The organism is Nostoc sp. CCY 9925, assembly GCF_963920935.1.
In the GTDB taxonomy this organism is placed as follows: Bacteria; Cyanobacteriota; Cyanobacteriia; order Cyanobacteriales; family Nostocaceae; genus Nostoc.
Genome location: NZ_CAWUDO010000066.1, coordinates 14,368 through 37,207, shown reverse-complemented (window position 1 = coordinate 37,207; position 22,840 = coordinate 14,368). Strand labels below are relative to the sequence as shown.

General features: G+C 41.2%; 23 protein-coding genes and 1 pseudogene. 3 read left to right on the top strand and 21 right to left on the bottom strand.

Annotated features, from left to right (window positions below; all coding sequences use genetic code 11):
- Positions 1-137 precede the first annotated feature (137 nt).
- Positions 138-764 (bottom strand): hypothetical protein, encoded by a 627-nt coding sequence (locus tag ACM0OY_RS27015; RefSeq protein WP_414571869.1) that lies wholly within the window; start codon positions 762-764, stop codon positions 138-140.
- A gap of 148 nt (positions 765-912) precedes the next feature.
- Here ACM0OY_RS27015 and ACM0OY_RS27010 point away from each other — a divergent pair, with 148 nt between their 5' ends.
- Positions 913-1,356 (top strand): hypothetical protein, encoded by a 444-nt coding sequence (locus ACM0OY_RS27010; protein ID WP_414571868.1) that lies wholly within the window; start codon positions 913-915, stop codon positions 1,354-1,356.
- 247 nt (positions 1,357-1,603) lie between these two features.
- On the opposite strand, the gene ACM0OY_RS27005 is transcribed toward ACM0OY_RS27010, so the two are convergent.
- The 3 genes from ACM0OY_RS27005 to ACM0OY_RS26995 form a co-directional block, all read right to left on the bottom strand.
- On the bottom strand, positions 1,604-2,440 hold the full coding sequence (locus tag ACM0OY_RS27005; RefSeq protein WP_414571867.1) for a glycosyltransferase family 2 protein: 837 nt from the start codon (positions 2,438-2,440) through the stop codon (positions 1,604-1,606).
- On the bottom strand, positions 2,437-3,627 hold the full coding sequence (locus ACM0OY_RS27000; protein WP_414571866.1) for a tetrahydrofolate dehydrogenase/cyclohydrolase catalytic domain-containing protein: 1,191 nt from the start codon (positions 3,625-3,627) through the stop codon (positions 2,437-2,439). The genes ACM0OY_RS27005 and ACM0OY_RS27000 overlap by 4 nt, the downstream gene beginning before the upstream one ends.
- Positions 3,628-3,705: 78 nt before the next feature.
- Positions 3,706-3,936: a hypothetical protein gene (locus ACM0OY_RS26995; RefSeq protein WP_069072316.1), complete on the bottom strand. Its 231-nt coding sequence runs from the start codon at positions 3,934-3,936 to the stop codon at positions 3,706-3,708.
- 35 nt (positions 3,937-3,971) lie between these two features.
- On the opposite strand from ACM0OY_RS26995, the gene ACM0OY_RS26990 reads away from it, so the two are divergent.
- Positions 3,972-4,385, top strand: coding sequence for a hypothetical protein (locus ACM0OY_RS26990; RefSeq protein WP_414571865.1), 414 nt, complete (start codon positions 3,972-3,974; stop codon positions 4,383-4,385).
- Between the two features lie 230 nt (positions 4,386-4,615).
- Positions 4,616-4,999, top strand: a complete 384-nt coding sequence (locus ACM0OY_RS26985) for a nuclear transport factor 2 family protein (RefSeq protein WP_414571864.1) — start codon at positions 4,616-4,618, stop codon at positions 4,997-4,999.
- 244 nt (positions 5,000-5,243) lie between these two features.
- Here the strand turns inward: ACM0OY_RS26985 and ACM0OY_RS26980 are convergent, their stop codons facing one another.
- From ACM0OY_RS26980 to ACM0OY_RS26900, 17 genes and pseudogenes are all read right to left on the bottom strand, one after another.
- Entirely contained in the window at positions 5,244-6,095 is an 852-nt protein-coding gene (locus tag ACM0OY_RS26980; protein ID WP_414571863.1) for a hypothetical protein, read from the bottom strand.
- A gap of 2 nt (positions 6,096-6,097) precedes the next feature.
- Complete coding sequence (locus ACM0OY_RS26975; RefSeq protein WP_414571862.1) at positions 6,098-6,460, bottom strand: hypothetical protein; 363 nt, start codon at positions 6,458-6,460, stop codon at positions 6,098-6,100.
- Positions 6,461-6,911: 451 nt separating this feature from the next.
- On the bottom strand, positions 6,912-7,412 hold the full coding sequence (locus ACM0OY_RS26970) for a hypothetical protein (protein WP_242062816.1): 501 nt from the start codon (positions 7,410-7,412) through the stop codon (positions 6,912-6,914).
- Positions 7,413-7,525: 113 nt separating this feature from the next.
- A complete protein-coding gene (locus ACM0OY_RS26965; RefSeq protein ID WP_414571861.1) occupies positions 7,526-7,657 on the bottom strand; it encodes a hypothetical protein in 132 nt (43 codons plus the stop codon).
- 125 nt (positions 7,658-7,782) lie between these two features.
- A complete protein-coding gene (locus ACM0OY_RS26960) occupies positions 7,783-9,225 on the bottom strand; it encodes a DUF6884 domain-containing protein (RefSeq protein ID WP_414571860.1) in 1,443 nt (480 codons plus the stop codon).
- 99 nt (positions 9,226-9,324) lie between these two features.
- Positions 9,325-9,498 carry a hypothetical protein gene (locus ACM0OY_RS26955; protein WP_414571859.1) on the bottom strand — a complete coding sequence of 58 codons (174 nt, stop codon included), beginning with the start codon at positions 9,496-9,498 and terminating at the stop codon, positions 9,325-9,327.
- 10 nt (positions 9,499-9,508) lie between these two features.
- Entirely contained in the window at positions 9,509-10,309 is an 801-nt protein-coding gene (locus tag ACM0OY_RS26950; RefSeq protein ID WP_414571858.1) for a hypothetical protein, read from the bottom strand.
- Between the two features lie 328 nt (positions 10,310-10,637).
- Positions 10,638-12,899, bottom strand: a complete 2,262-nt coding sequence (locus ACM0OY_RS26945) for a hypothetical protein (RefSeq protein WP_414571857.1) — start codon at positions 12,897-12,899, stop codon at positions 10,638-10,640.
- Positions 12,900-12,957: 58 nt separating this feature from the next.
- Positions 12,958-13,383 carry a hypothetical protein gene (locus ACM0OY_RS26940; protein WP_414571856.1) on the bottom strand — a complete coding sequence of 142 codons (426 nt, stop codon included), beginning with the start codon at positions 13,381-13,383 and terminating at the stop codon, positions 12,958-12,960.
- A 450-nt stretch (positions 13,384-13,833) separates the two neighbouring features.
- Complete coding sequence (locus ACM0OY_RS26935) at positions 13,834-15,600, bottom strand: type IV secretory system conjugative DNA transfer family protein (protein WP_414571855.1); 1,767 nt, start codon at positions 15,598-15,600, stop codon at positions 13,834-13,836.
- 139 nt (positions 15,601-15,739) lie between these two features.
- Positions 15,740-17,194, bottom strand: a complete 1,455-nt coding sequence (locus tag ACM0OY_RS26930; protein ID WP_414571854.1) for a hypothetical protein — start codon at positions 17,192-17,194, stop codon at positions 15,740-15,742.
- Positions 17,195-17,211: 17 nt separating this feature from the next.
- Positions 17,212-18,045, bottom strand: coding sequence for a hypothetical protein (locus ACM0OY_RS26925; RefSeq protein ID WP_414571853.1), 834 nt, complete (start codon positions 18,043-18,045; stop codon positions 17,212-17,214).
- The gene (locus ACM0OY_RS26920; RefSeq protein WP_414571852.1) at positions 18,042-19,883 is read right to left on the bottom strand and encodes a TrbI/VirB10 family protein; all 1,842 of its coding nucleotides are present in this window, start codon (positions 19,881-19,883) and stop codon (positions 18,042-18,044) included. Before ACM0OY_RS26920 ends, ACM0OY_RS26925 begins: the two co-directional genes overlap by 4 nt.
- A gap of 17 nt (positions 19,884-19,900) precedes the next feature.
- A complete protein-coding gene (locus ACM0OY_RS26915; protein ID WP_414571851.1) occupies positions 19,901-20,686 on the bottom strand; it encodes a hypothetical protein in 786 nt (261 codons plus the stop codon).
- 7 nt (positions 20,687-20,693) lie between these two features.
- Positions 20,694-20,795: pseudogene (locus ACM0OY_RS26910) on the bottom strand (four helix bundle protein); the annotation flags it as partial.
- A 16-nt stretch (positions 20,796-20,811) separates the two neighbouring features.
- Positions 20,812-21,963: a hypothetical protein gene (locus ACM0OY_RS26905; protein WP_414571850.1), complete on the bottom strand. Its 1,152-nt coding sequence runs from the start codon at positions 21,961-21,963 to the stop codon at positions 20,812-20,814.
- A gap of 68 nt (positions 21,964-22,031) precedes the next feature.
- Positions 22,032-22,763: a hypothetical protein gene (locus tag ACM0OY_RS26900; protein WP_414571849.1), complete on the bottom strand. Its 732-nt coding sequence runs from the start codon at positions 22,761-22,763 to the stop codon at positions 22,032-22,034.
- Positions 22,764-22,840: the final 77 nt, after the last annotated feature.

Genomic DNA, 22,840 nt, shown 5'->3' with positions numbered 1-22,840 from the left:
GGTGCAATATGCTTGGGTTAAGGCTAAAATTCTTTGTCAAGGTCAATTTTCTGAACATAGACGCGTTGGCGTACCTTGAGGGGATCTTGCTACGCGCAGGTCTCATATAGAAGCGGCTTAAAGTTTTTGAATATTAATTAATACCAATATTCATGCCCATACAGTTCATAATACTTTTTCACATCTAATGAAACAGGTGGATGCCAACCTGATGCTTTCAATTCATTATACTCTGGATGTATAATATCAAAATTCACAAATAACGTTGTCACTTGATCACAAGCTTTATAGCAATAAGGCAATTCTATAGGATTGTACCATCCTGCATCTTGAAATTTTTTCGGATAATGGCATCCTTGGTTAATCACTTCTAATTTACCACGTCGATATTGATATGGCATTTTTTCGGCTTCAGCAAAGCCTAAAGCTCTTGCTTCGGCTGGAATATCAAGGCTAAAACCAAACTCATCTCTACCAACAGTTAAACAATAGTCTTTATAACTGTAACAAATATTAGTTGCTGCACTGTAACCTGCTTCTTTTGCTTCACTGTCTAACGATTTAAGCACTTCCAGTGTAGATACTTTAAATAACTGATCTATTTTAAGAAGCCACATTTGATAAGGAATGCCACACATTCTATTTTGAGGTGGCAAACCTAACGCTTTACATACTTCGTGATTAGGGCAGTTCTCTGGTAGTTCACCCGTCATCACTTTGCAGTCTATAAATAACCAACAATCTTTCTCCTGAATTTTAGGCATATTTAATTAGATGTTTTCAATTATTAGGATACTTAAAAATCAGTTAAATTTTAGCAAAATTATCTTATTTTTAGATTATATTACCCTAAGATAAACGTTAGGAATAAATCGAAATTTTCTAAATTGTTATTAAAGCAAAAAGGAGAAAATGAATAACGTTATTATTCCCATCGAATTTGAACTCGCGGCAATAAAAATAGCTCAAGCGCATTTCCCTTGGCTACGTTTTAAAGTATCTCCTATCGAGGAGAAGGGAAGAGTCTACAATCGCTCATCAGACGCTATTTATTTTGAAGCTTACTTTCAAAATAGTTTGATTGATTATGATCCTCTCCACAAAAATAATTACTATCCTAGTTTTAACTTTTACTTGTTGCCAGGAAAGAGACTAATTCAGTTAAGTGGCTGGTGGCGCAATCAGGTGCTAACTTTCATCTACGCACCATTAGACCCAGAACCATACAATAAGCACTGGCAAAATGACAAAAACTTGGCTGTACCTTGCCCCTATCCAGACGGCGATAAATTTGAACAGATGGCAATCGCTTTATTTTCTTTAGTTCAGGAGTATTTAGTAGGGTATGAGGGGTGATGCTGCAAGAGCAATTGTCTAGGATTTTTCAGCCAAGCCATTTTAGTAGCTCAACTTACCCAATCAACCCCAATACGCTTGGGTTAAGCATTTTTTCTCTTCTCTCTGTTTCCCCTGCGGCAAGCCGCTCCGCGTCTACGTTAAAAAAGTTGACTTTGACAAAGAGTTTTAGCCTTAACTGAACCGTATTGCCTCCTGACTCTTTACTTCAGGCTAGATTCAGCGCTGTTGACAAGCTTCTTTAGATTTAAAGAAGGGCAAAAGCTTTTGGCGTTAATGAGATTTTGCCTTTAGTAATATAAGTGTTTACAAGCTGCTCTAAGGGTTCAACAGCATTGTCCTGAAGGATGAAATAGTTTGCTTGGTTACTGACAATCAGCGATAGCTCAGTTGCCCATTGCTCATAGTTGGAACTACCAATAATACCGATAGAAGACTGAATATAGTTAACAAGAATGCTGTTATTGAGACCAAAGCCACCTTCACCCCAGATGCAAGCACATTGCAGCAAATACTCATAGTCTGCGAATACTTGAAACTGGGGGTTCCATCTAGGAGCATTGCTTCGGTAGTGGACGAAACCATTGCTGTCGAATATCTCTTGTTGCCATAGAAGCTGCTGTAAGGAGCAGCAATTGCTAGGCGAAACAAACGATTTACCTTGGCGAACAACACTACCATTGTGGATGACATCGCGGCGGCGCTGCTGTCTTGCCATGCTGTATTGGACATTGGGATGTTGTTCAAAGTACTGCCGCATTGAGGCAACAAATTCAGGAGCAATGCTGTTGTCATCGTCCAGGTATGAAACAATGTCACCACCAGCTGCATCTAGTCCCAGGTTACGAGCGTAGCACAAGCCAAAGCCACTGCTCGGTAATGGGTGTTCCATTTCAATGTAACTGATGGGAAAATCAGCTCTTGCCTTAATGCTGTTGATGATATCTTTGGTATCAGGATTAGCGCCATCATTGATGACGATCCACTCGAAATTGCGGTCAGTTTGACCTTGAATGCTTGGCAGTGCAGTAGATGCAAGCTGCATAGGTCTATTGTAGGTTGCAGTAATGATTGATAGTCTCAAAGCTCTATACCTCTATCAGTTGATTGCGTTATTGTTGAATCGATCGCAGTTTGAATTTGCTGCCATCTTGCTATATCCTCGTTTGTTATACCCCTGGCGGTTTCTATTTGATTACTTGCAAGAGTGAGTCGAATTAGCGTTAGCTTTTCATTGGTTCTGGCAACAGTTAAACTTTGCGTGGTGCTATTGAAGCTGATCTGGTAGTTACTACCTTCCAAGACAAATAGGTTTTCTTTTTCTGTGCGAATGGATTGAGGATAGGCAGTTGCTTGCTGTGCGAAGAACACTCTAGCTATGGGGGCAATTATAGTAGCGCGTTGCATCTGTTCTTGCTGTAATTGCTGATAGTCCCATTTCCCAAGTTCTATGCCCAAATCCATTTTTACCAAACGTTCTGCTAAAATTGCCATTTCTATTGGGCCAACACCTCCAGGGACGGGCGTAATGTTCTGGGGGATTCTGTAAGCACTGCGGTCTACATCGCCAGCAGCACCAGAAGCAGTAGGTGTAAAGCCACCATCGACAACCAAGCGATGAGAGGGGAGTACATAGTCCGTGAAAATTCCTCGTCTTCCGGTGACTGATACTACAATGTCAGCTTCTTGAGTTCTAGTCAGGTCATCGCCGTCTTCCAAACAGAAACAGCTGATTCTACTTGCTTCTAAATATTTGATGACACCATTGCCCACAAAGCCACCTCCGCCGACAACTGCAACATTGGAATCCCTTTGTGCGTAGGATTCAACAATTCTGGCGATTCCTTCAGCAGTTGCACAACTTTCAAAGAAATTGTTGCTTTGCCTGCGGACGATATCTATATCTTTTTGTGGCTCTAATAGCCCAATTGAGCTTGTAAACTTCGCTGGAATTGGATATTGAACAATAGCAGCAGTTACCTTGCTATCTTCATTAATGGATTGGATAATGTTGTCAAATTGCTCTACTGCGATATTAGGTGACAGCACAATATAATTGGGAGTAATGCCAATAGCGTTGAACGTTGCTACTTTTTGTTCTGCTGAGATTTTGGCTGCTTCATATCTAGCTCTTAATTCATTGCTGGCATTTTCTGAAGCCTCAAATCTGATGATTGCTACTTCTTTTTGAGACGCTTGAAATATGGATTTGTATTTTTGACATTCTTGCTTTACATGTTCTCGTATTAACTGTCCGTCTATAAGGGTCATTTAATATGGCGTTAAATTTAATGGAGAAAATTGTCTGGTACAAACAATTTTCTTAATTTCTAATAGGATTTGTTGGAATTAGGTAGGGCGTTTGGTGATTTCACCAACTTCTTGGCCGTTGCAGGAAACCCAGTTAGTGACGTAGCGTTCAGTGTCATGGAAGCCACTAAATTCAATACTGTTATCAGAACACTTCTCTTGGAACCATTGTTGTGCTTCTTGTTCTGTATTGAATGTTCTAGCGGCGACTTCTTCTACTGGAATCTTCCAGTTTGTATTGCCATACAAATCGCAAACATAATGTGTCATATCTGTTACTCCTTTAACAATATCTAAAAACTACTATGACAATTTTAAATCAACAACAGCAGGCTGAATTAATTATCCAACAAGCTTGCAAGGAAAATTTTACTGATAGCGAGAAAGCTATTTACGATGACTTTATTCTGGAAGCGGGGGTAAAAAATCCAGCTAAGATGACTGAGGCTACTGCTGATGCTTTGATTACATTCCTTAATGGCTGCGAAGCCTCTAACGAGTTTGTTGCTAATGTAGTAAATCGCCTCGCGCAAGTTGCCCCGGCTCATATCATGACCAAGATTCTTCTTAGTGATAATGACGGTGATGGTGTGCCTTTATACGAGGAATTAAAACTTGGAACAAAGGTTACTGAATTTGATACCTCTTTTGAAATAGCGGCTGCAAGACAAAGGCAATATCAATTTTCTCCAACTCGGAATTGCGATATGGAGTTGTAAGTATAACCTGAATATTATTAGGAATTTTTATTGAAAATATAGATAATACATTTTGAAGTGTTGAATGTGATATAAAACAACCTTCCTTACAATAGAAGAATTAAAAACGAGAAATCCTCGAAATAAACCTGACATCAGGCATGATAGTGTCGATAAAAAAAGCTTCAGCTAAACTCTGTACAATAAATTATTAGATTAGTCCTTACTGCATCTGCTTCACCATACCGCTTATGTCAGATCAAAGAGCATCAGAAATCGAACTGCTCCGTGCGGCGTACGCAGCCTTCAACGCGCGAGACATTGACGCTGCCCTTGTCCTCATGACTCCGGACGTGGTTTGGCCGAGAGCGTTCAAAGGCGGTTTTGTCCGTGGGCCTCAAGAAGTTCGCGCTTACTGGACGGAGCAATGGAGCGAGATCAATGGACACGTCGAGCCGATTTCCTTTTACTTGGAGGAGGGCGGGCGCATTTTGGTCGATGTGCATCAGGTCGTGCGTGACAAAGCTTACGCAGTTCTTGCCGATCAGCACGTAGGCCATCGATTCACCCTTGAACACGGCTTGATTCAAGCTATGGAAGTCTGTCCACTTCCATCGTCCACCCCAAAGGTCTAACCACGCGCAAAGAGCGAACAGGCTAAGGCGGCCTTCTTCTGTATCCGGGGTGAAGTAAGCATCCTTACAGAAAGTTACGCGCTTAGATTTGATGAGCCGCTTTTAACCCAAGCGATCGCTACGGAGAAACTTGTACCAATTGAAGCATAACCTTCTGTATATTGAGTATAAAAAATGCGCTACTGTTAATTGTAAGCGCATTCCCGATCGTGTACAGCGATCGCAATACTCCCAGCCCAAATAATCAGGCGATTCCCCTGTAAGTATAACTTTGGAAAATTACGCCAGTATCCTGATCTTCATCCCAAAACCACCAACCTTGGGATAGTTCAGAAAGAACGCGCATTAGTGCTAACTGTTGCTGTGTGATTTCCCCACCGCCGTAGCTGACGTTGCTAGTGCCATCCCATAATTTAAGAATTGATTCTAAATTGTATCCATTGCCCATAATCCAACTGGCGTAGAAGCAGTCTTTGGATATTTCTTCCATGATGGCTAGCAGTTCAAGGGCTGCATCAGGATTGGGTGATTTTAGGGCTTCAAGTGCAAGGCGGAGGTTTTCTTCCCTGTCTGCAATAAACTCCGAAAAAGCTGCTCTATTTGATGGTAAATTCTCCTTTTCAAGTGTAATTAATTTGCCATTTACAATCTTGACTGGAGTTATATTTGAGTAGTCAGTTCGGTCATCTTCACTTGCCTTTACTTTCATAGCTAAAGGATGCCAATGGATGCGTTCAATTTTATTGGTCTGAGGATTTGTCCATGTCCAGAATAGTTTGTGAGATGCAGCACCCTTAACTGTCAGATAAGTTCTTTTATGTCGAATGGGATAGTCTACACCTTCTTCTTTTTTGGCTTGCAAAAAGGCTTCTATTGATAGATATTCTTCATTGAGGTATGCCATTTTACGTGGTGCTGTCGCATATGTATAACCCGATATGCTGCTGCTATCACCATCTTTCAAGACTACCAAATTCCATTTTTCGCTTATTGGATTGTATATCCAAAACTCAACTGATATTGTTTGTACAAACTGATCTAAAATTTGGACTACACAAGGATAGTAAAGTGTGAGTTGTTGGTTGCTATTAGTCATTACTATTCCATCCATTCGATTGGGGATATGGTTTCATTTTTGGCGGGAAGTATTTTGACTTCGTAGCCATAAAGAATTAATTCATACAGAGTTTCTAATAGTTGTTTGGGTGATATACTGTCCCATTGCTTGCACTCTAAGATATGTTTCAATACTTGCTCTGGAGCATTAACTACCCAAAGACTGTGAACTTTTCTGTTTCTAAATCCCGCACATAATTGAACAATTGGTTGTAGCTCAACTGTTGTTTTTGGTATGTGTATAATTGCTGAACTTATAGGGATTGTTGGTTTTACTTCTAGATTTTTGGGTGGTAAAAAATCGGGGTCACTGTACCATTGTCCGTCGATTTGGTATGCAATCATTAGGTATGGCAATGCTTTAATTGCATTTATAGTTCCCCATCTTGTAGTTTGTCCTGCGTGAAACCAGATGTAAGAGCCGTTGTGTATTATCATGTACAATTTTTATGATTTTGACTTGAGGTTTTGCTTGCCTAGCTAGTTGATAATTTCGTCTGTGGTAGAAAATTTAGCTCTATTTTCTAGCTAGAGAATGATTCGTATTTGTATGAACACTTAGTTAAAAATCGCCATTATTAACCATGTGCACTCAAATTCATGCTCAGGTAAAATACTTTGGATTTTATTGATTGCTGAATTACTCCTAACAACTACCTTTACAAGGTGTGTAATAACTGTGGTGATTAATCTATGAACAGATTAATTTTTATTTAAAATATTAAATAAATTATTGAAAATAAAAAGTGCGCCATCTTAATCGATAACGCACTTTTATTAAAAATAAATTTATCATTTAAGCGTGGTGAAGGATAATATTTATTGCGTCTTGAGTGCTAATTTGATATTGTGTAGCAAGTTTATTCATATTGGCTTCACCATTTGCATGAGCTTTGACAATTGCGCGAATAATATTTGGTGAAACATTTATCTCACAATTTGTAACAACTGGTTTGGGTAAAGTTTGAGAAATGAACAATTCTTTTCTTCTTAAGAAATGTATTTGACGGTAATGCTCTTTTCTGGGTATCCATTGACAATTTCCGGGAGCAAAGTCACTCTCTAGGTCAATACGTGCTATGACTGTTCCTTCGGGTGCTACTCCCATATCTTTTAAGAACTGGGTAAAGTTATCGCGCCAGGATGCATCGACTTCAATTCCGCACCCGCCATGATACTTGTACTGATGGTGGTTTTTGTTATAGCAGATGCGCTTGATGTGTAACCAGGAGTTATACTCGTGGCTTTTGCAGTGGCCGTGGACAGTTTTATCGCTCTTGAGGGTTTCGCGCTGCAAGCATCCGCAGCTTTGTGTAAGCCCTCTTTTTAAGCTATTTTTACTGATATACTTTTGGGTTCCGCAGCTGCATAGGGTAAGGAGTAGTAATTCACCCCTTTTCCCCTTAACTTCTACATCGGATATAACTTGTAGTCTCCCAAAGTTTGCCCCAACTGGGATGGATTCTTTTCTTTTTTTACAACCGCAATTAGTTGATCGACCATTGGTAAGGGTGTGACTGTAGATAAGTTTTTGGGTTCCACAATCACACTGGCATAATACTTGCTTTCCTTGTTTATTTAGTACAATCCAGCTACCGAATTTTTCACTTATATTAATTACTCGTTTTATAGTCTCCATAAATTATTTGGGTGCTATTACTGCTGGGTTATATATCTAAAACAAGCTGTTTTTCTTGCTCCAGTTCCTTCTTTATCCAGGCAAGTTGCTGTCCAATGGCTAGGTGCTGCATTGGTACTTTTGTCTCGTATCCCTTTGTTTGTAAAATGGGTGTTACCTCCTGTCTGTAAAGCTTGCCCGTCAAGAATACAAACTCTATTTCCGGGGACGCAACTTGTATGAGGCTTTCTGCTACTTGTCGTGCCCATAGTATGCGTTCCTGATGAGATAAGGAATAGGGGGATTTGTCGTAGGGTTTGATGATTGTTTCTGGGTTAATAACTTGATGTAATGGTGACAAGATATACCATCTTGAGTCTTGTCCTTCTACGTAGCGACGGCACGCTTGAAAGTGCTGGGAATAATATAAGTCTTTGGCGGCAGCAGGGTAGGTAAGCTGCTTGCCACATCCTGCAATCAGGTAAATTTTTTCCTTGGGAGTGAACTTTCTGTAGGTGCTGATCACCAGATTGAGGTTGTGGGCGATTCTTCCCATAGTATGCGTCCGTCCTTTGTTTGTCAGCCGAGGGTCAATCCTATGTCGGTTGAGAACCCTGCAAACATGACAGTTGCACTCTGGCGTGCAGTAGGCTGGCATCCGAATTAATTTTTCCTCATAGCTGACGAACATCCCACCGCCTAGTGCTTCTCGGATAAAAGTTGAACCATCAAAGGATAGTCCCATCTGAATAAAAGCTTTGGCATACTGGGGCGAGCATAATCCAAAAACGTGCAAGTGAGCATTTGGTTCGTGCAATCGTGCGATGGCTACGCCCGCCGCAGGCATCGCATCCGCTTTCGGCAATACTCGTTCCGAGTCAATTAGCGATGGCGAAACGCCCGCCTTCGACAATACTCGTTCCGAGTCAATTAGCGATCGCACAACGTCAGTGATTGTTTTGATAATGTGTAAGTTAATCGAATACTCTCTCGCCTGGGAAACAAGCCCACCGATGCCGAGATGGCGGTATCCCAGTCCCAGAAAATATTTTGCTACTTCGAGGCGTTCACTGAGAGACTGCCCGTGGATGACTGCTAGGGGTATTCTGTTGGGAAGATAACTTTTAGCAAGTTGGATAAATGTTTCTGCTTGTTTAAGGTTGTATTCTTGCCGTTCCCTGATATTTTCTCCAACAAGTAAATGGTCGGGACAAACAATAATATCGCCGACCTTTGAGCGTTCTCGATATCTATGAATAGACCAGTGGGCATCAACATATTTACCGTTTAGAGTGGGGATATCTTGGTCACGGTAGTTAAATGCCCCACAGTCATGAATAATAGGACTATCTGGAACAATTTCTGCCTTGATTGCGAGTGAGTATAGCCAGCCCACCGGCTGATACTCAAGCAACTGCCAGATTGGGATTTTTTTACCCTTGCTTCTAACAAAATCGCTCTTACCCAATACTGGATAGAAACCTAATTTCATAGTATTTAAACGAGTAAAAGTTGATTTACATTCGTTAAGTTAACCCTCTGCTTGGAGAAGGCTAACTAGTAGATTACTGTCTGTATTTATTTGCAATATTTAGAAGATACTGCCGCCAACAGTTAGATACTTTTGTAGCAAGAGTGCTAATATCACTTGCTGCAATTTCTTCTCCTTCAGTTTCAAAAGCATCATCAAAGTGAATTTTGCGTGATACTCCATAGCATCGAAGTGGATATTGAAACTAGGATTGAGTTTAAAGTCTTGAATCATATTTTTATCCTTACTGGGGAAGATATAAACACTTGTTTTGTTCCGCTAGCCTATTTGTGTGATAGTTATCAAGAATCATCTTCTTAAATTCTTCTCTTGTTGCTTGCAAGTCGCGGAATATTTTGTCAGTAGGATAGAAGAATAGCGACTGTTGGCGGCTGTAAAACCAGACCAGTTGATTGATACTATAAGTATCATTGTTATCAAGCAGGACATAACTTATTTGTTGGTAAAAATTCTCTAGAGAGAAGGGACGCTTTTTGGCAGTTGTTCGTACATCAATGAGAGTATTTCCAGCAATTATCTGGCAATCAGCACCTCCAAGATATTGACTTAAAGGGTATGAAGCATTGCAGGTAATATTCCCACTTACTTGATTAGCTACTGTTTGCCAGGTACGGGGTAAAATACCGATGATTTGAGATGTATCTTGGATACTAGGAAGCCATTTTTTGAAATATTCTGGTTCAATTTTAAGGGTTTTTTCTCCTTGTAGAAAAGGTTGAATAATCTCATGAATATTACGGCTACGAGCATAATTTTCTAATGCACCCAAGAGCATACACTTTAGAGCTTCTTCTTCAAGTGAATTTGAATTTTTAATGCAATAATCGAAGGCATATTCTATTTTGAGGGCTTTTGCTCCAACCTGAGCAAGACAATTAGTAAACCATGTTTGGTCTTCATAGATGTTTCCTAAATACTTGGCAAGGGCTTTGGCGATCGCATTTCCTACTAAGGGGAAATCTACACCATCAACTGGTCTGATAATTTCTTGATTTTCTAATAGCTGGTTATGGTTAGTAATCATCTTGATGACTGTCTTGTTGAGTCTAGAGTCAAACCATCTCCTGATAGGTGAGTTTCTATTTTTTAATTCGGATGTTAAGCTCACTTCTTAGTTTTTTGTTTGAGATACTACATTGAGTATCTGCGTGAGCTTTACGTAGTAATTTTTGTTTTAATCGCGTTGCTGATTTAAGTAAAGAGACTAATAATTCAAAATTAGTGAAAAGCTTACTTTATAAGCTTTTGAAATTTCGTAATTCGTGCGAATTGGGATAAATTCTCAACCAAAGTTTTTATATTTTCAATGCGACTTTGCAAACTTGGTGCTAGACAACCTGGTGATAGTTAATTTACAATTCAACTTCTCTCGACTTGCTTTTAGGTGCAGCCGCAACAGTTTGCCGTTGAGGGGAGGGTATGTGTTCAGTTGGGGTATATTGCTGCCGAATTTCTTCCCCTCGCCATTGTTGTAAGTCGCTCATAATGTCTTTGAGGGGAACAAAATCGACGACTGTTTCTCCTTTCTTTTCAGCTTCATTTGTCTTATGGTTTAAAATCTTGAAGTACATTTCCCTCTGGTCGGCAATTGGTAACTTGCCGTCATTCTCATTTATCCGTTGAAGAATCTCTTCATTACCCTGGTTTATTGCCTTTCCCCAGTCAGGGCTACCATGCTTGACCATGTTCGCCCATTCCTCAGCGATATATGGGTGAACTTTGACAGGCAGATCGCCAGCTGCTTGTATGACTCGTTCTTTGGGTGCGGCTGCGGCTGCGGGGGTAGATTGTTCGTTACCAAAGATTTGTTCCAAGTTGAGTTTGCTGGCGTTCTGGGCAATAAACTTAATTTGGTTGATGTCGTAGTCAGAGATATTCATCTTACTAACTTCTTTAGTAATCCCAACTTCGGTTTTAGTTAGGTCAAACCGGACAAGTTCCTGAGTACCTTTCTCTTCAGTAGTTTTAAATAATTGCAGGCTAGCTCGATTGTTTTCGGGGTCGCGCGATCGCTTGATGGTAAATTCACCTACTGTAAGTTCTTCCTTATCAGCCTGGATGAGGACATTATTGAGAGTGTGCAACATCTCATTTTGTTTGAATACTTCCAGCGTTTTAATCGTGCCGACAGGTGCAAGACTTCCCAAGCTATTTGCTACATCACGGATATCAGCATTGTTGAGGTCAGGGAGCTTGCCATTGTCGCCCAAGTACTCTGCCACTATCAGAAACTCCTGACGTTCAACAGGTAACATCTCTGTAGGTTTTTTCGTTATTTTGGGTTCCTCTTTTTTGTTGAGTTTAAAATCCATTAAGGAGTTTTCCCACCCAAAGAGTTCATCACTGCGACGGTAAATGCTAACAGTGTCTCCCTCTTGGCGAATCACAAATGTATCGCTACGGTAAATACGTGACCCATCTTGTTCAAGAGTGCCGTATTTTTTTAACATTGCGATCGCGGTTTCAGCAATGTCTTTATTTTCCCCGTTGTAGCGTTTCTCCCGCGCTTGTTTATTATTAATTTGATAGATAGGTACTTCAACCTGACGCGCCCACTGTTGCGCTGCTGGCTCTACACATTGGGAGTTAGCTACTTCTTGATAGATAAATTCAGGTGCATATTTGTTTCGATTATTAGTTTCTAGCTCCTCTGGCTCTTGTGCAAAAAACTGATTGCGAGTTGCATTTTCGTTTACCTCTCCTTCAGTTTTATCTTGAGATTGGTAGTTACTAACAACTATCTCTCTGATTTGAAGAGTTTCTTTGGACTGTGCGATTTCTTCTTGAAGATTATTGACCACATCATCTTCAAAACTCTCATCTGCTTCTATTTCAACAGATGAGTTTATTTCTTGAGTTATGGGCGAACTGTTTTCGCTGTTTTCATCTTGTAGTAACTTATTTATAGTCAGCTGACTATCATCTAACAGTGGATTTACTTCTATAGCAGTGAAATTTTCATGATCAGATAATAACTCTTTTGTATCTTCAGAATTTTCAATAATTTCAGCAGATGGAGGTAGTAGCTTAATCAGTGGTTCACTTGCTACATCTATTATTTCATCTGGGGTAAGTATTTCATTGACGAGATTAGTTGTACATTTACCTTCGCTATTTTGTTCGTAGATAACGATTTGTTTTTCTGAACCCTCTGACTCCAGATAAGCTGTAATTTTCAGAGCGATCTCACCTGTTTGCTGATAATCACTATTTAAGTTGGGTATATCTTCTAATAATCTGGCAGCAATTCTTTGTGCTTGATAGTCTGTAAAAGGTTCAGTTTCTATTGTGTATTGACCTTCTATTAATAGATCGGGCATGAACACAATATTAGTTTCTTGATTGCTTTTTATACTTTGGCTGGTTAAATCTACCTTTTCCCATTTATACGCACCAGGGGTAGATTCATCAGGTACAAGATTGTAAATGTCTTTGCCAACTTCAACTGCAATTTTACTTGCTTCTTGAGCTTCTTTGAGTTTTTCGAGAATTACTTTAGTTATCTGAGTAAGTGCATTGATGAGGGTTTTACTTAATTCCCGACTTGTTTTAATTGCAGTATCAGCTGTATTTAAATATGATTCATTAACTTGAGTTTGTCTAGGGTCAAACATATCTTACTTTGAAATGGGTAATTTTTTATGAAATCGGGCTGAAGCTGAGGTAGTTTTATTAAATAAAAAATTTAACCTCTTCAAGTGATAGAGAGGTTGAATTTCCATTTTGATGTTTGTTTTGACTTAGTTCTATTTGGCTATTTTTGAAATTTTGATTTATTTCGCTTAGTTGTTCGCTTTGGTTAGCAATAATTTTTAACATTGCTTCTAGCTTGTCATCTAGTCTGGATATTTTAACTTCCATTGATGTTAGTTTTTCTTTTGCTATAAATATTTCTTGATTGATTTGTTGGTGCTGTACATTAATATCCTCACAAGTTTTATGCCATTTTTCTAAGAATTTGGTTAATTCTATTAATAGCGTTGTCGAGTTGCAGGTCGTAGTTTGTGACTTTTTCAGAATATTCAATAAGTCGTCTAACTTTCCGTTCAATATCTCTTCTATACTCAAGTTGTTGTTTTTCTGCTCTGTAATATTCATTGATAATTGCCTCGTAAGAGAGTTTAACTTTATATTCTGAATTCCACATACTATATTTAGGGAAACTAATGTCAATTAAGTTTCCTTGGCTTCCTGTGGCACGGTTGAAAATAATATGTATGTTTACTCTTTGATAAGGAAGTAGATATGCAACATATTGTTGTTGTTCAAAACCAATTAAATTTACATGATGTTTGATTAATTCACCATAGTTGTTAGCATTTATTTCAATTTCGATTTTATCGATTACAATCTGTCTATGTAGCCCATGAAGTTTCACTCTTGGTCGGAGGATAAACTGTTCCTCAAAAGAGCTAATAATTGAATGTGCATTCTTGCTATTTACTTGATGTGAACTAATTAATTGACCTTTTTGGTGATAATTATTTATTAGCTTAATTATTTTTGTCTGAGTGATATTTTCGTCTTTGACGCTACATTGTATCATTTTTAGAAAAAGCTCTTGTATGCATCAACAGGCAACGGTGCATTGCCTGCTTGTACGGGTGCTTGTGGGATAGGAAACTTCCGATCTACTTCCTTGACTCGTAAATCTAAATCTTCCTGTGTGGGTTTTTTCTGGGTACTTTTCCTAGCAAGCTCTTTGATGAGTTTATCCCACTTAGTATCGTTTTCTTGTTCGAGTCCGATAATATATTTCGGGATTTTGATATTTTTTAATATTGGTACTGAACCCTCATTTTTATTACTATAAGCTGGGTTGATAAATAGACATTTCCCCGGTGGTAATTTGAGGAATTGGGCAGGCTCGAACAGCTTCCGAGTCCGTTCTTGTTCGCTGATAGATGTGCTAGCCCTACCCCCTCCAGTTGAGCGAGATTTTTGTTTATATTTAATTTCCTCTTCACCTAAATATGCAGAAAATAATCTAGCAGATTCTTCTTCACCAGGATTAAAAACAAATTTTGTGCCGCACGCACCGAGGATGGCTTTAGAGATTTCCCTACCATAAATCTTTTCTAGCTGACCCATATTTTGCCAACCCAGGATACCGCAGAATCCTTCGGAACGAGATTCGTTAAGCCATTTAAATAAATCTGGAAGGAAGATACTTGGCAACTCGTCAAGACACACTACTAATGGGCCATCTTCCTTTCGTTTTTTGGCGATACTGCGGGAAACTACCATGTGGAGAATACTGGTCATCAGGGGGCTGACAGCATCGCGGCGTTCGCGGTCTAACCCGAAGATAATCATCTGTTTGCGTTTTACCTCCAGGGGAAGGGTTGTTTTACCGACAAAGCATCCCAATGTACCCCTTGCCATGAACCGGGTGAACATCAATGAAGCGCTACCAGCGATACCCGCCACGGTTTTTTCGGAGCCTGCCGAACTAAATAATTGACCAAAAGCTATCTTAATCCAGGGGTTTAGTGCTGCTGCCATCAAGCGTTCGACCATCTTCTCACTGGAAAGTATTGCCGCAGCCGTCATAATATCAGCGCGATCGCCAAACTCTTTGGTTAACATTAAGATAGCCTGCGTTAACTGATCGCCCGCAGGGCCAAAGAATGCATCCTCAGACGCATTACCCAACAGGCGGAAGTTCTTGTTAATTACTGTAGCTAACTGCCGTGCGGTTTCAGCATCAGAGGAATCGCGCAAGAAATCGATTGGGTTACATACCTCTGATTCGGGAAATCCCGGTGCGAAGATGTGTACGTCATACCCCTTTGATTTGGCATAACTGGCGATTTTGGCAAGACTTGCATACTTGAAGTCGTATAGTACGATACCAAAACCTTGGTCAATTGCTGAGTAAATCATCGGGTTGATAGCCGAGAATGATTTACCGCTACCAGGTGCGCCAATTACAGCAGTTCCGCGTTGGACATCGGGGACATAAACTGGTACTCCCCCACTCCCCTTGGGTGATTTTTGACCCTTGTATTTGTGTATTCCAATATATAAACTGGCACTATCACATTTAGGAGCGACGATTTGCTTGAGGGCTTTTTTCTTAGCTTGGGCGGTTTCCTTTGCTCCGCCCCAATAGCTAGTAGCAAGCTTGCCTTTTTTACCATTACTAAAAAGCTGTAAAAGCAACAATAAGCCAATTCCACCTGCAAGTGCCAAACCTTGAGGTGACATGAGCTTATCTGTATATTTACTAAAGTCAGGATTGCTATTTTTATGAGTAGCTTTTACTTCTTTAACTGTCTTAGTTTTAGCAGTTACAAACAGATAATTATTCATATTAATCTGTGCTAATTTTGCAATGAGGAAATCGAAGAAATATGCGATGAAGTGAAGTTGCATATTTCTTCATTAGATATCTGGTATGTCCTCTCCAAGTCAAAAATTAAAAAGGATAAATTCTTCTATGATTGCCTTTTTACTTTTTAGGGACTGTGAGAGGTGTACCAAGAATAATCGGGTCTATCTCGCGGTAGGTGAAGAAGGGAACAGGGCCAATGAAGTAGGGCGAGCAGCCCAAGTCAACCCAACCCCGCTTGCAAATACGGAAGAACATCGCGGTGGTGATACTGCCGTCAGCTTCGTTAATATCCCAGATGACTTGTTTAAATGATTTTCCAAAGGGATGACGACCTGTGGGTTCTTTCCCACCGTTGAGGCTGCCCAAGATGCCGAATCCGCCTTTAACGTTTTGGTCTTTACCAGACATCCATTGTGCGCCAACGATAGTCTCACTACCCGAAACTTCGATGTGACCGCACTTTTTCTCACACGGGACATTAAATCCAGCTTGATAGCTACCGCTTATTGACTTCCAGCGTCCGCTTTCAAGCGAACCGAGGGGTAAGTCTACTTTGCCGATAAAGCTAACATCGGGGATGGGAACACTGGGGAACTGGTCAAATGGAACATCAGCCAATCCCGGAACCTTACTAATTGTTGTGTTTTGCCAGTTAGTAAAGTCCTTTAGCTGTGCATCCTGAATACCGGGGATGCTGGTTAGTTTATACTTATCGAGTTTGACATACTCACCAAGTTCCACTTCTCCCAGTTTGGGATAATTGTCTAGCACTTCACCAACAGTTTGGTAGCTTGCGGTGCTGCCTGTAACTTTGGTCACTAGTTCTTTAATTGGTGGGATGGCTCCGACTTCTGAATCTTCAAGCTTGGGAATTGCTTCGGCGAGGTCTTCGAGTGTTTGCCACTCTAGTGTCTCAAAATCTGACAGGTTGAGATTTTTGAGGTTAATTCCTGTGATGCTGGCGATATCTTCAAGCGTAAAATCTTCAATATTGAACTCAGTTGCTTCAAAATCGCCCAGTTCCATGACTTCGGCAAGGCTTTGTCCGGTACTCCAGGTGCGTGTCTCCTTCATACCAGGGTTTTTGATATTAGGGAATTCGACGCTGCCAGCACCACCAAATTTCATATTTTTGAACGTGATACTGCTCCAGTCAGGAGTAGGTGCGCCGTTGACGTATTTAGTTGCGACGGGCTGTGGCTGTTTGGTTTGTTTTGTTTTATCTATCGAAGTGTTCAAATTTGAATACTTCGATGGAACTGTTAGAGCTACTGCTTTCTCTCCGAATAGGAGACTGCCGATATTGTAGCTACTTCCAAACCGGATTAACCCATGTAGGGCAAGTCCTGCAATAAGTCCTGCTACCATCAGGTAGCGTAAGTTATTAAATTTTTCCATCCGATACTCAAGCGCTCGGTTGGTTTTGTTGTGAGTAGTTTCCTGACTTGCATCGCTCACTGGTACGATGGCTACGCCCGCCGTTCGCGGAGCGTCTCGTAGAGAAGGCATCGCAGTTACCTCTGCTGTGATATCTAAAATTTGGTTGTTGGAGGTCAAATTTTCGTTATACATCACTGGTTATTTAAAAATTATTGATTCAAGAGAAAGTTTGTTTTACCTGTATTTGGTGTTATTAGAGGGTTATTGCGCTGTGGCGGTATTTCTAAGAAGCGCTTTCCACCTAGCACCATGAGTTTTTCAACCAACTGCATTGATACTCCGGTGGTGCTGGCGGCGACAACAAGTTCCTCTCCTTGCGATCGCAACTCCACAAGTTGGTTCAGACGCTTCCAAAGTTTGCTATCTGTAGTAACCCACTGGTTTTTTAAGGCAACTTGCATTCCTTTAGCGATATGTCTGCTATCAGATAATGCGGTGTAACTGACCTTTGGTTTTACTTCTTCAGGTTTGCTGGGAGTATCGCCAATAATTTCAATTTGGCTGTACTCTGGTGTGCCACTGCCCGCTACAACCCGAAAGTGATAGCTTTTCCTTGTTGACCCAGATTCGGTAATCACCGTCATGTGCGCCCCGTAAGAAGCTTGTGGTAAACCGGGGATTTTGACTGTCTCGATGCGGCGAATGTGAATTAGTCCAGCACCCGTGCTGCTTCCAGAACACTTACCCAAGCCTTCAAGACATCCGTCTACATCAAAAACAAACCTAGATGGGTCATCCAGCCAGATTTTCTTGATGACTTCTCTGGTGTTGTAGAACGATATTGATACCCCATGTCCAGGCCAGACCTTAACTGTCTGCAATTGGGCATTCTCCCCTGACACCTGGGACGCTGCAACTTGACGGATAGTATTTGCCAGTACAAGTTGATTTGGTGCAAGCACGGAGGCAATGGTGAGGCACCCGCCAAAGGCGATCGCGCAGGGCATCATTAAACTAAAGCTGGCTATATATCTGAATTTCACAGCTTAATTGACCTATCGACTTTGATTGTAATTTTGGTGTCTTTAGGCACATACCAGACATTGGGACGGCGGTTGATTTCGTCGGTGGCACGTTCTGTCCGTTTGCTGACTGTTTCGCCAAGTTTGCCAAAGGCACCTTCAAGGAAGGCAGCTCCCAAGTTGCGGTTGTTATTGCGGCTGCGGGTTCTTGTCCCACCTAAAGGCAAATCTTCTGTGACTTCTTCATCCGGCTGGTTGATAATTTCCCCTACCTTGGCAAGACCAGCTATTGTTCCTAAAGTGGTATCGTATTTGGCTATTTCAGATCCCTTGTCGTCGTAGGGTCTGGCGGTTAGGGGGGAACCTGCTTCTCCCAGGACTGATATCGTTCCGGGTGATAGGGGGTATTCAGTTCCGTCTTTGAGAATAGCGGTGACTTCGGCACGCACGCCTGATGTGCTATCAACCGAAATCATGGCGATAGTTACCTGCGTTCCTGCTGGAATGGCTATTTCCCCAGTATTGCTGTAAAGCGGCTCGTTCAACTGGGCGACAAACCGTAACGTATTTGTCTGCTCCTGAGAACGACCGTTATTGCTGATTTGGGGCATCACGAGCGGAGTTACGAGGGTTGCACTTGCAAACGAACCGACAACTAGATACTGCGGTTGTGTTTCTTGAAGTATCTGTGCTTCTTCTGGCAGGTAGTTATTTGCAACTCGTTCGACTTGCTGAGGGAGATTGTTTTCTTTATTACCAGCAAAACTGGATTCTAAGATTTTTTCTTTGCTACTGCCAAGTTCTGAGCTAGTTTGTGGTTTTTCTACCAAGAAGCTATAAATAACTGGTACGGCTTGATTGTTCTCTTCGTCACCAGTATTGCTATACTCTGGAGTACTGTCGTTTGTGGTTACAGGTTCCCAGCGCGGGCGCAGTTCTTCAATTTGGTTAGGAGTGTTGGTAACTGTTTCGGTATTCTCGCTGCGGCGGTTACGGCGGCGACGGGTATTTTGTTCTGCTGGGCGTAATGTTTCTTCAGTTTTAGCTGTAACTTCTTCTGCTGTTGTGCTTGTAGGTTCACTTACAGTGGTACTGGCTAACATATAATCAACCCGACCAACCGAACCCAGGCTACGCAGGCGTTCGAGTTCGGCTATTGGGTCTTTAGCGACACTCTGGTTGCTGGCAACTATTTGTTTGGCAAATTTTGGCAGAGGAGCGCTAGGACGCAGGGGTTGTATTGGCTGTGAGGCGACTTCTCTACGTCTTGGTCTAACAGTTTCGGGTGCTTCTTCTCGGTATACACGTCTTCTAGAAGTAGGGGGAGTTTCTTGAGCGACTACCCTTCGTTGTCGAGTAGGGCGTGTTTTCTCTTTATTTTTAGATTGTTCTTCTTCAGTACCTTCCTTTTTCTCTTCTTTGTCTTCCGTCTTGCCTTTACCATTTAGTGCATCAAGTTCTTCCTGTTGCTTGGCAAGGGCAAGCTTGGCATAAACATCCCCATCTTTTTTCTCAGATGCGGCAACCGTGGGAGTAAGGGTAGGGGTTACTTCTGGTTTTTTGGCATTTTTACCACCCCCATTCATCATGCCGTTGAGGACAACAAATATAACTAGGAACCCAGCACCGAATGCACCACCAATAATTCCTAATCTTGACCAGGGAGATGTGACAAAATCGTGTTTAGTTTGTATTAATGCGGGGTCTTCTACTTCCAGATCATCTTCTTCAGCCACCTCATATTGTGAACCTTCCAGTTCATCTTCTACAGGTTTTATATCTTTACTCTCAATTGGTAAAAGACTATCTACGGAAGATAATTTATGCTTATTTGAAGTCTCATCTTGTAGCTGTAACATATTTTGGTGTTTAATTACTAATTATTTTCTTTTTTGCCGAGATTATAATCAACAATTTGAGTAATTTCTAAACCTGGCTCTCGTACTAAATAAATTTTTTTATCAAGTTCAGTTGGCTTGGCTGGTAACTTGGGAGTATCGATAGCTTCGACAGTAATTGTTTTGTTAAAGGCGATTCCTTTGCCTTGGTTTTCATTTCTATCAAAGCTTACAAGCGTACCGATATAATCAACCTCCCACTTTCCATCCTTGATTTTTCTGGGTTCAGAGATATGGCGGGTGACGAGTGAGACTTGAACTTCACCGTTAAATACACCATTTGGGACAATTTCTGCTAATTTTTTGAGGAAGTTTGCCCGAAAATCTTGATTTTCAGATAGTGCAAATGCAGCTTCCCAAGCTCTAGTCGGAATTCTTTTTCTACTATTTTTTGTTGTTTGAACATCTATTCCTTTATCAGGTTTGGTAACGTTTTCGCCATTCTCTGTTGCTTCGATTATTCCGTTCCAACCGAACATTTTAATCATGCTATCTGAGATAAAGCGTTTGATAGTTTCGTCTTCGCGTTCGTTGGGAGCAGCAAATTTACCAGGTGAAATAGAGCCATCTTGGAGTTGAACAACCGTCATACCTTTGACATGACGATTTGTACTAGAAATCATACCAATATTTACGATTTGCAATAGGATAGATAAGATAGTTCCTCCTGCTGTTATGGTGATTGCCATTGCAATAGGTGTAGAGGTAGATTGACCGTAACTGAGAAGGCGGGATGGTTGAGATTTAGACTTAGGTTTAAGCATATATTTACGATTTAGGAAACTTACTAGTAAATTGATATACTAATAAAACAAACTGATGTGCTTTTTGCCAAACTATCAAATATTGAAATGTCTTAGCTGACTCCTGAATTCTGACTTCTGACTAATTACTTTTTAACTTTAATTTTGGAACTAACAAATTTGGTGGCATTGACAGCAACCGTAGCAGTTGTACTTGCTCCACCAGTAGCGATTCCTGCTGCAATTTCAGAGCCAAATGCTACTGTTTTACCTAATCCTGTCCAAACAGCTATTCCACCACCTGCGGCTAATGCAGATGAAAGGATAGGAGAAACCAACCCAACAAAAAGGAGAAATATCATCGGTTGGTTTTGTTCGGAATTAGCAATAAGTTGTCCGCACAAACCAATAATCATGTTGAAGCAAAGTTTTGCCATTCCAACGGTGAAATAACCAGTTAGCCAAGCGAAAATAGGTTTCGCGCCAAAGGGGAGTAGTGAACCGCCTATTGCCAATGGGCCAAGCAGGGCAGTTAAAAGCATCGTGAATTCGATACCCCACTGGTAAGCGTTATTTAGGGCGAGGAGGATGACTGCGACAAATCCGGTAATCATTGAACCGATTGTGCTGGTGATAGAATTACCAATTTTTTCAGCAATTTGACCGGGGGAGAGGTCGTTGAGCGCATCTTTGGCATCAGATAAAGCCTGAAGTGGGTTAAATTCCCAACTACCGCTATCGGGGGCTTCTCCTTTAAATAGATCGGGCGCAGAGGTTTTGAGTTCTGCTTCTGCTTCTTGCAAGCAGGTGATTGAATCTTGCGTGTTACCAGGGATTGAGCGGCATCTTTCCATTGCCGCCCCTACTTGCTGCTGGAGGGCAATATTGCCGACTGCTCGATTGAATGCTACTTCTAGGTTTGCTCCGGCAGCAGTAAACTCAAGAATGTCATTATTGACAGTATTAATATATCCTCGTATGGCGAGTGTTCCACTTCTGAGTAAAGTGCCATTGTTAGCTAGTAGCCCGATAACCAGGATGGGCCATATCCAACTGGAGAGAGCTTTCATATCCTCTTGATTTATCCAGTTTTTACCTAACTCAACCATAAAAAGGGTAAGTGTGGCGATCGCAAAAAACTGACCAACTTTGCACATCGAGCCATACAAGCTACCGTTGAGGGTTTCTTGCCAAAGTTCATTGAAACCTTCAGCTACTAGTTGCGCTCCAGCGGCGGCATTTTCTAAAATGTCTTGTCCAAAAAATGGGTCGGTTGCAATTATGAGGTGTTCTAACATAGCACTTGGTTAACAGCGTGAAGGTTTGGTCATCTCTGCAATTGAGATGACCAATTGATTAGGGTGAATTATTCACCTGCTGTAGTTTTGAGACTGCTAAACCCGCTGATTTCGATGTACTGGGCGCTGATACCGTCCATCATCAGGTTTTGACGGCGGCGATCGCTTGCCCCTTGTTCGGCAAGTTGAGATAGCATCAGGTTAGTTTGCTGGACATCGTGTCGTGCTTGCAGTCCGTCGGTGCGGGATTGCCCCAACATTGAGACAATTTGCGAGTTTTGGGCAGCAATTACCTTGAGGATGTTTTGTGAAGCATCCATTGCCTGTGCAGATTCCGCGAGTTCTTTGGCCTCGGCTACAGTTTGTTCAGTTGCTTCTATTTCATTTTTGGTACGTTCCTGTCCGACTTCCCCTAAGACGCTGGCGATCGTAGCGCGGGTGGTTTCTCTCTCCAGTTCGTTAGCTGCACCTACAGCACCTTCAACTGTGTTACTTTCATTCCAGTTACCCTTTTCCTTGAGTTGCTCTTTGAGCTTTTCGGCTGAATTTACTGGGTCTGGCATATCCATACTGCCAGTCTGAATAGCAGTTTTAGCTTCGCCTTTCATCCCACCCCATTCATTAGCTGCTGCGGTGAGTTCGTTTTTGGTTTCCTCAAAATAGTTATTGAATTTGCCTAAAACCTTGAAAAAATCGTCAATTGAAAAGGCATAACTGGGTGCTGTACCGAGTAAAGTAACCAGACCAATGATTGACCCGATTATTATCCCTTTCTTAGTAAACTTGAACTTTTGCTTCATACTTTTTGTGGATAAAATAACCAATGTGGCAATTAAACTTAAGCCACTTTTTTATGATTTATTGATTCTTCTTTTTC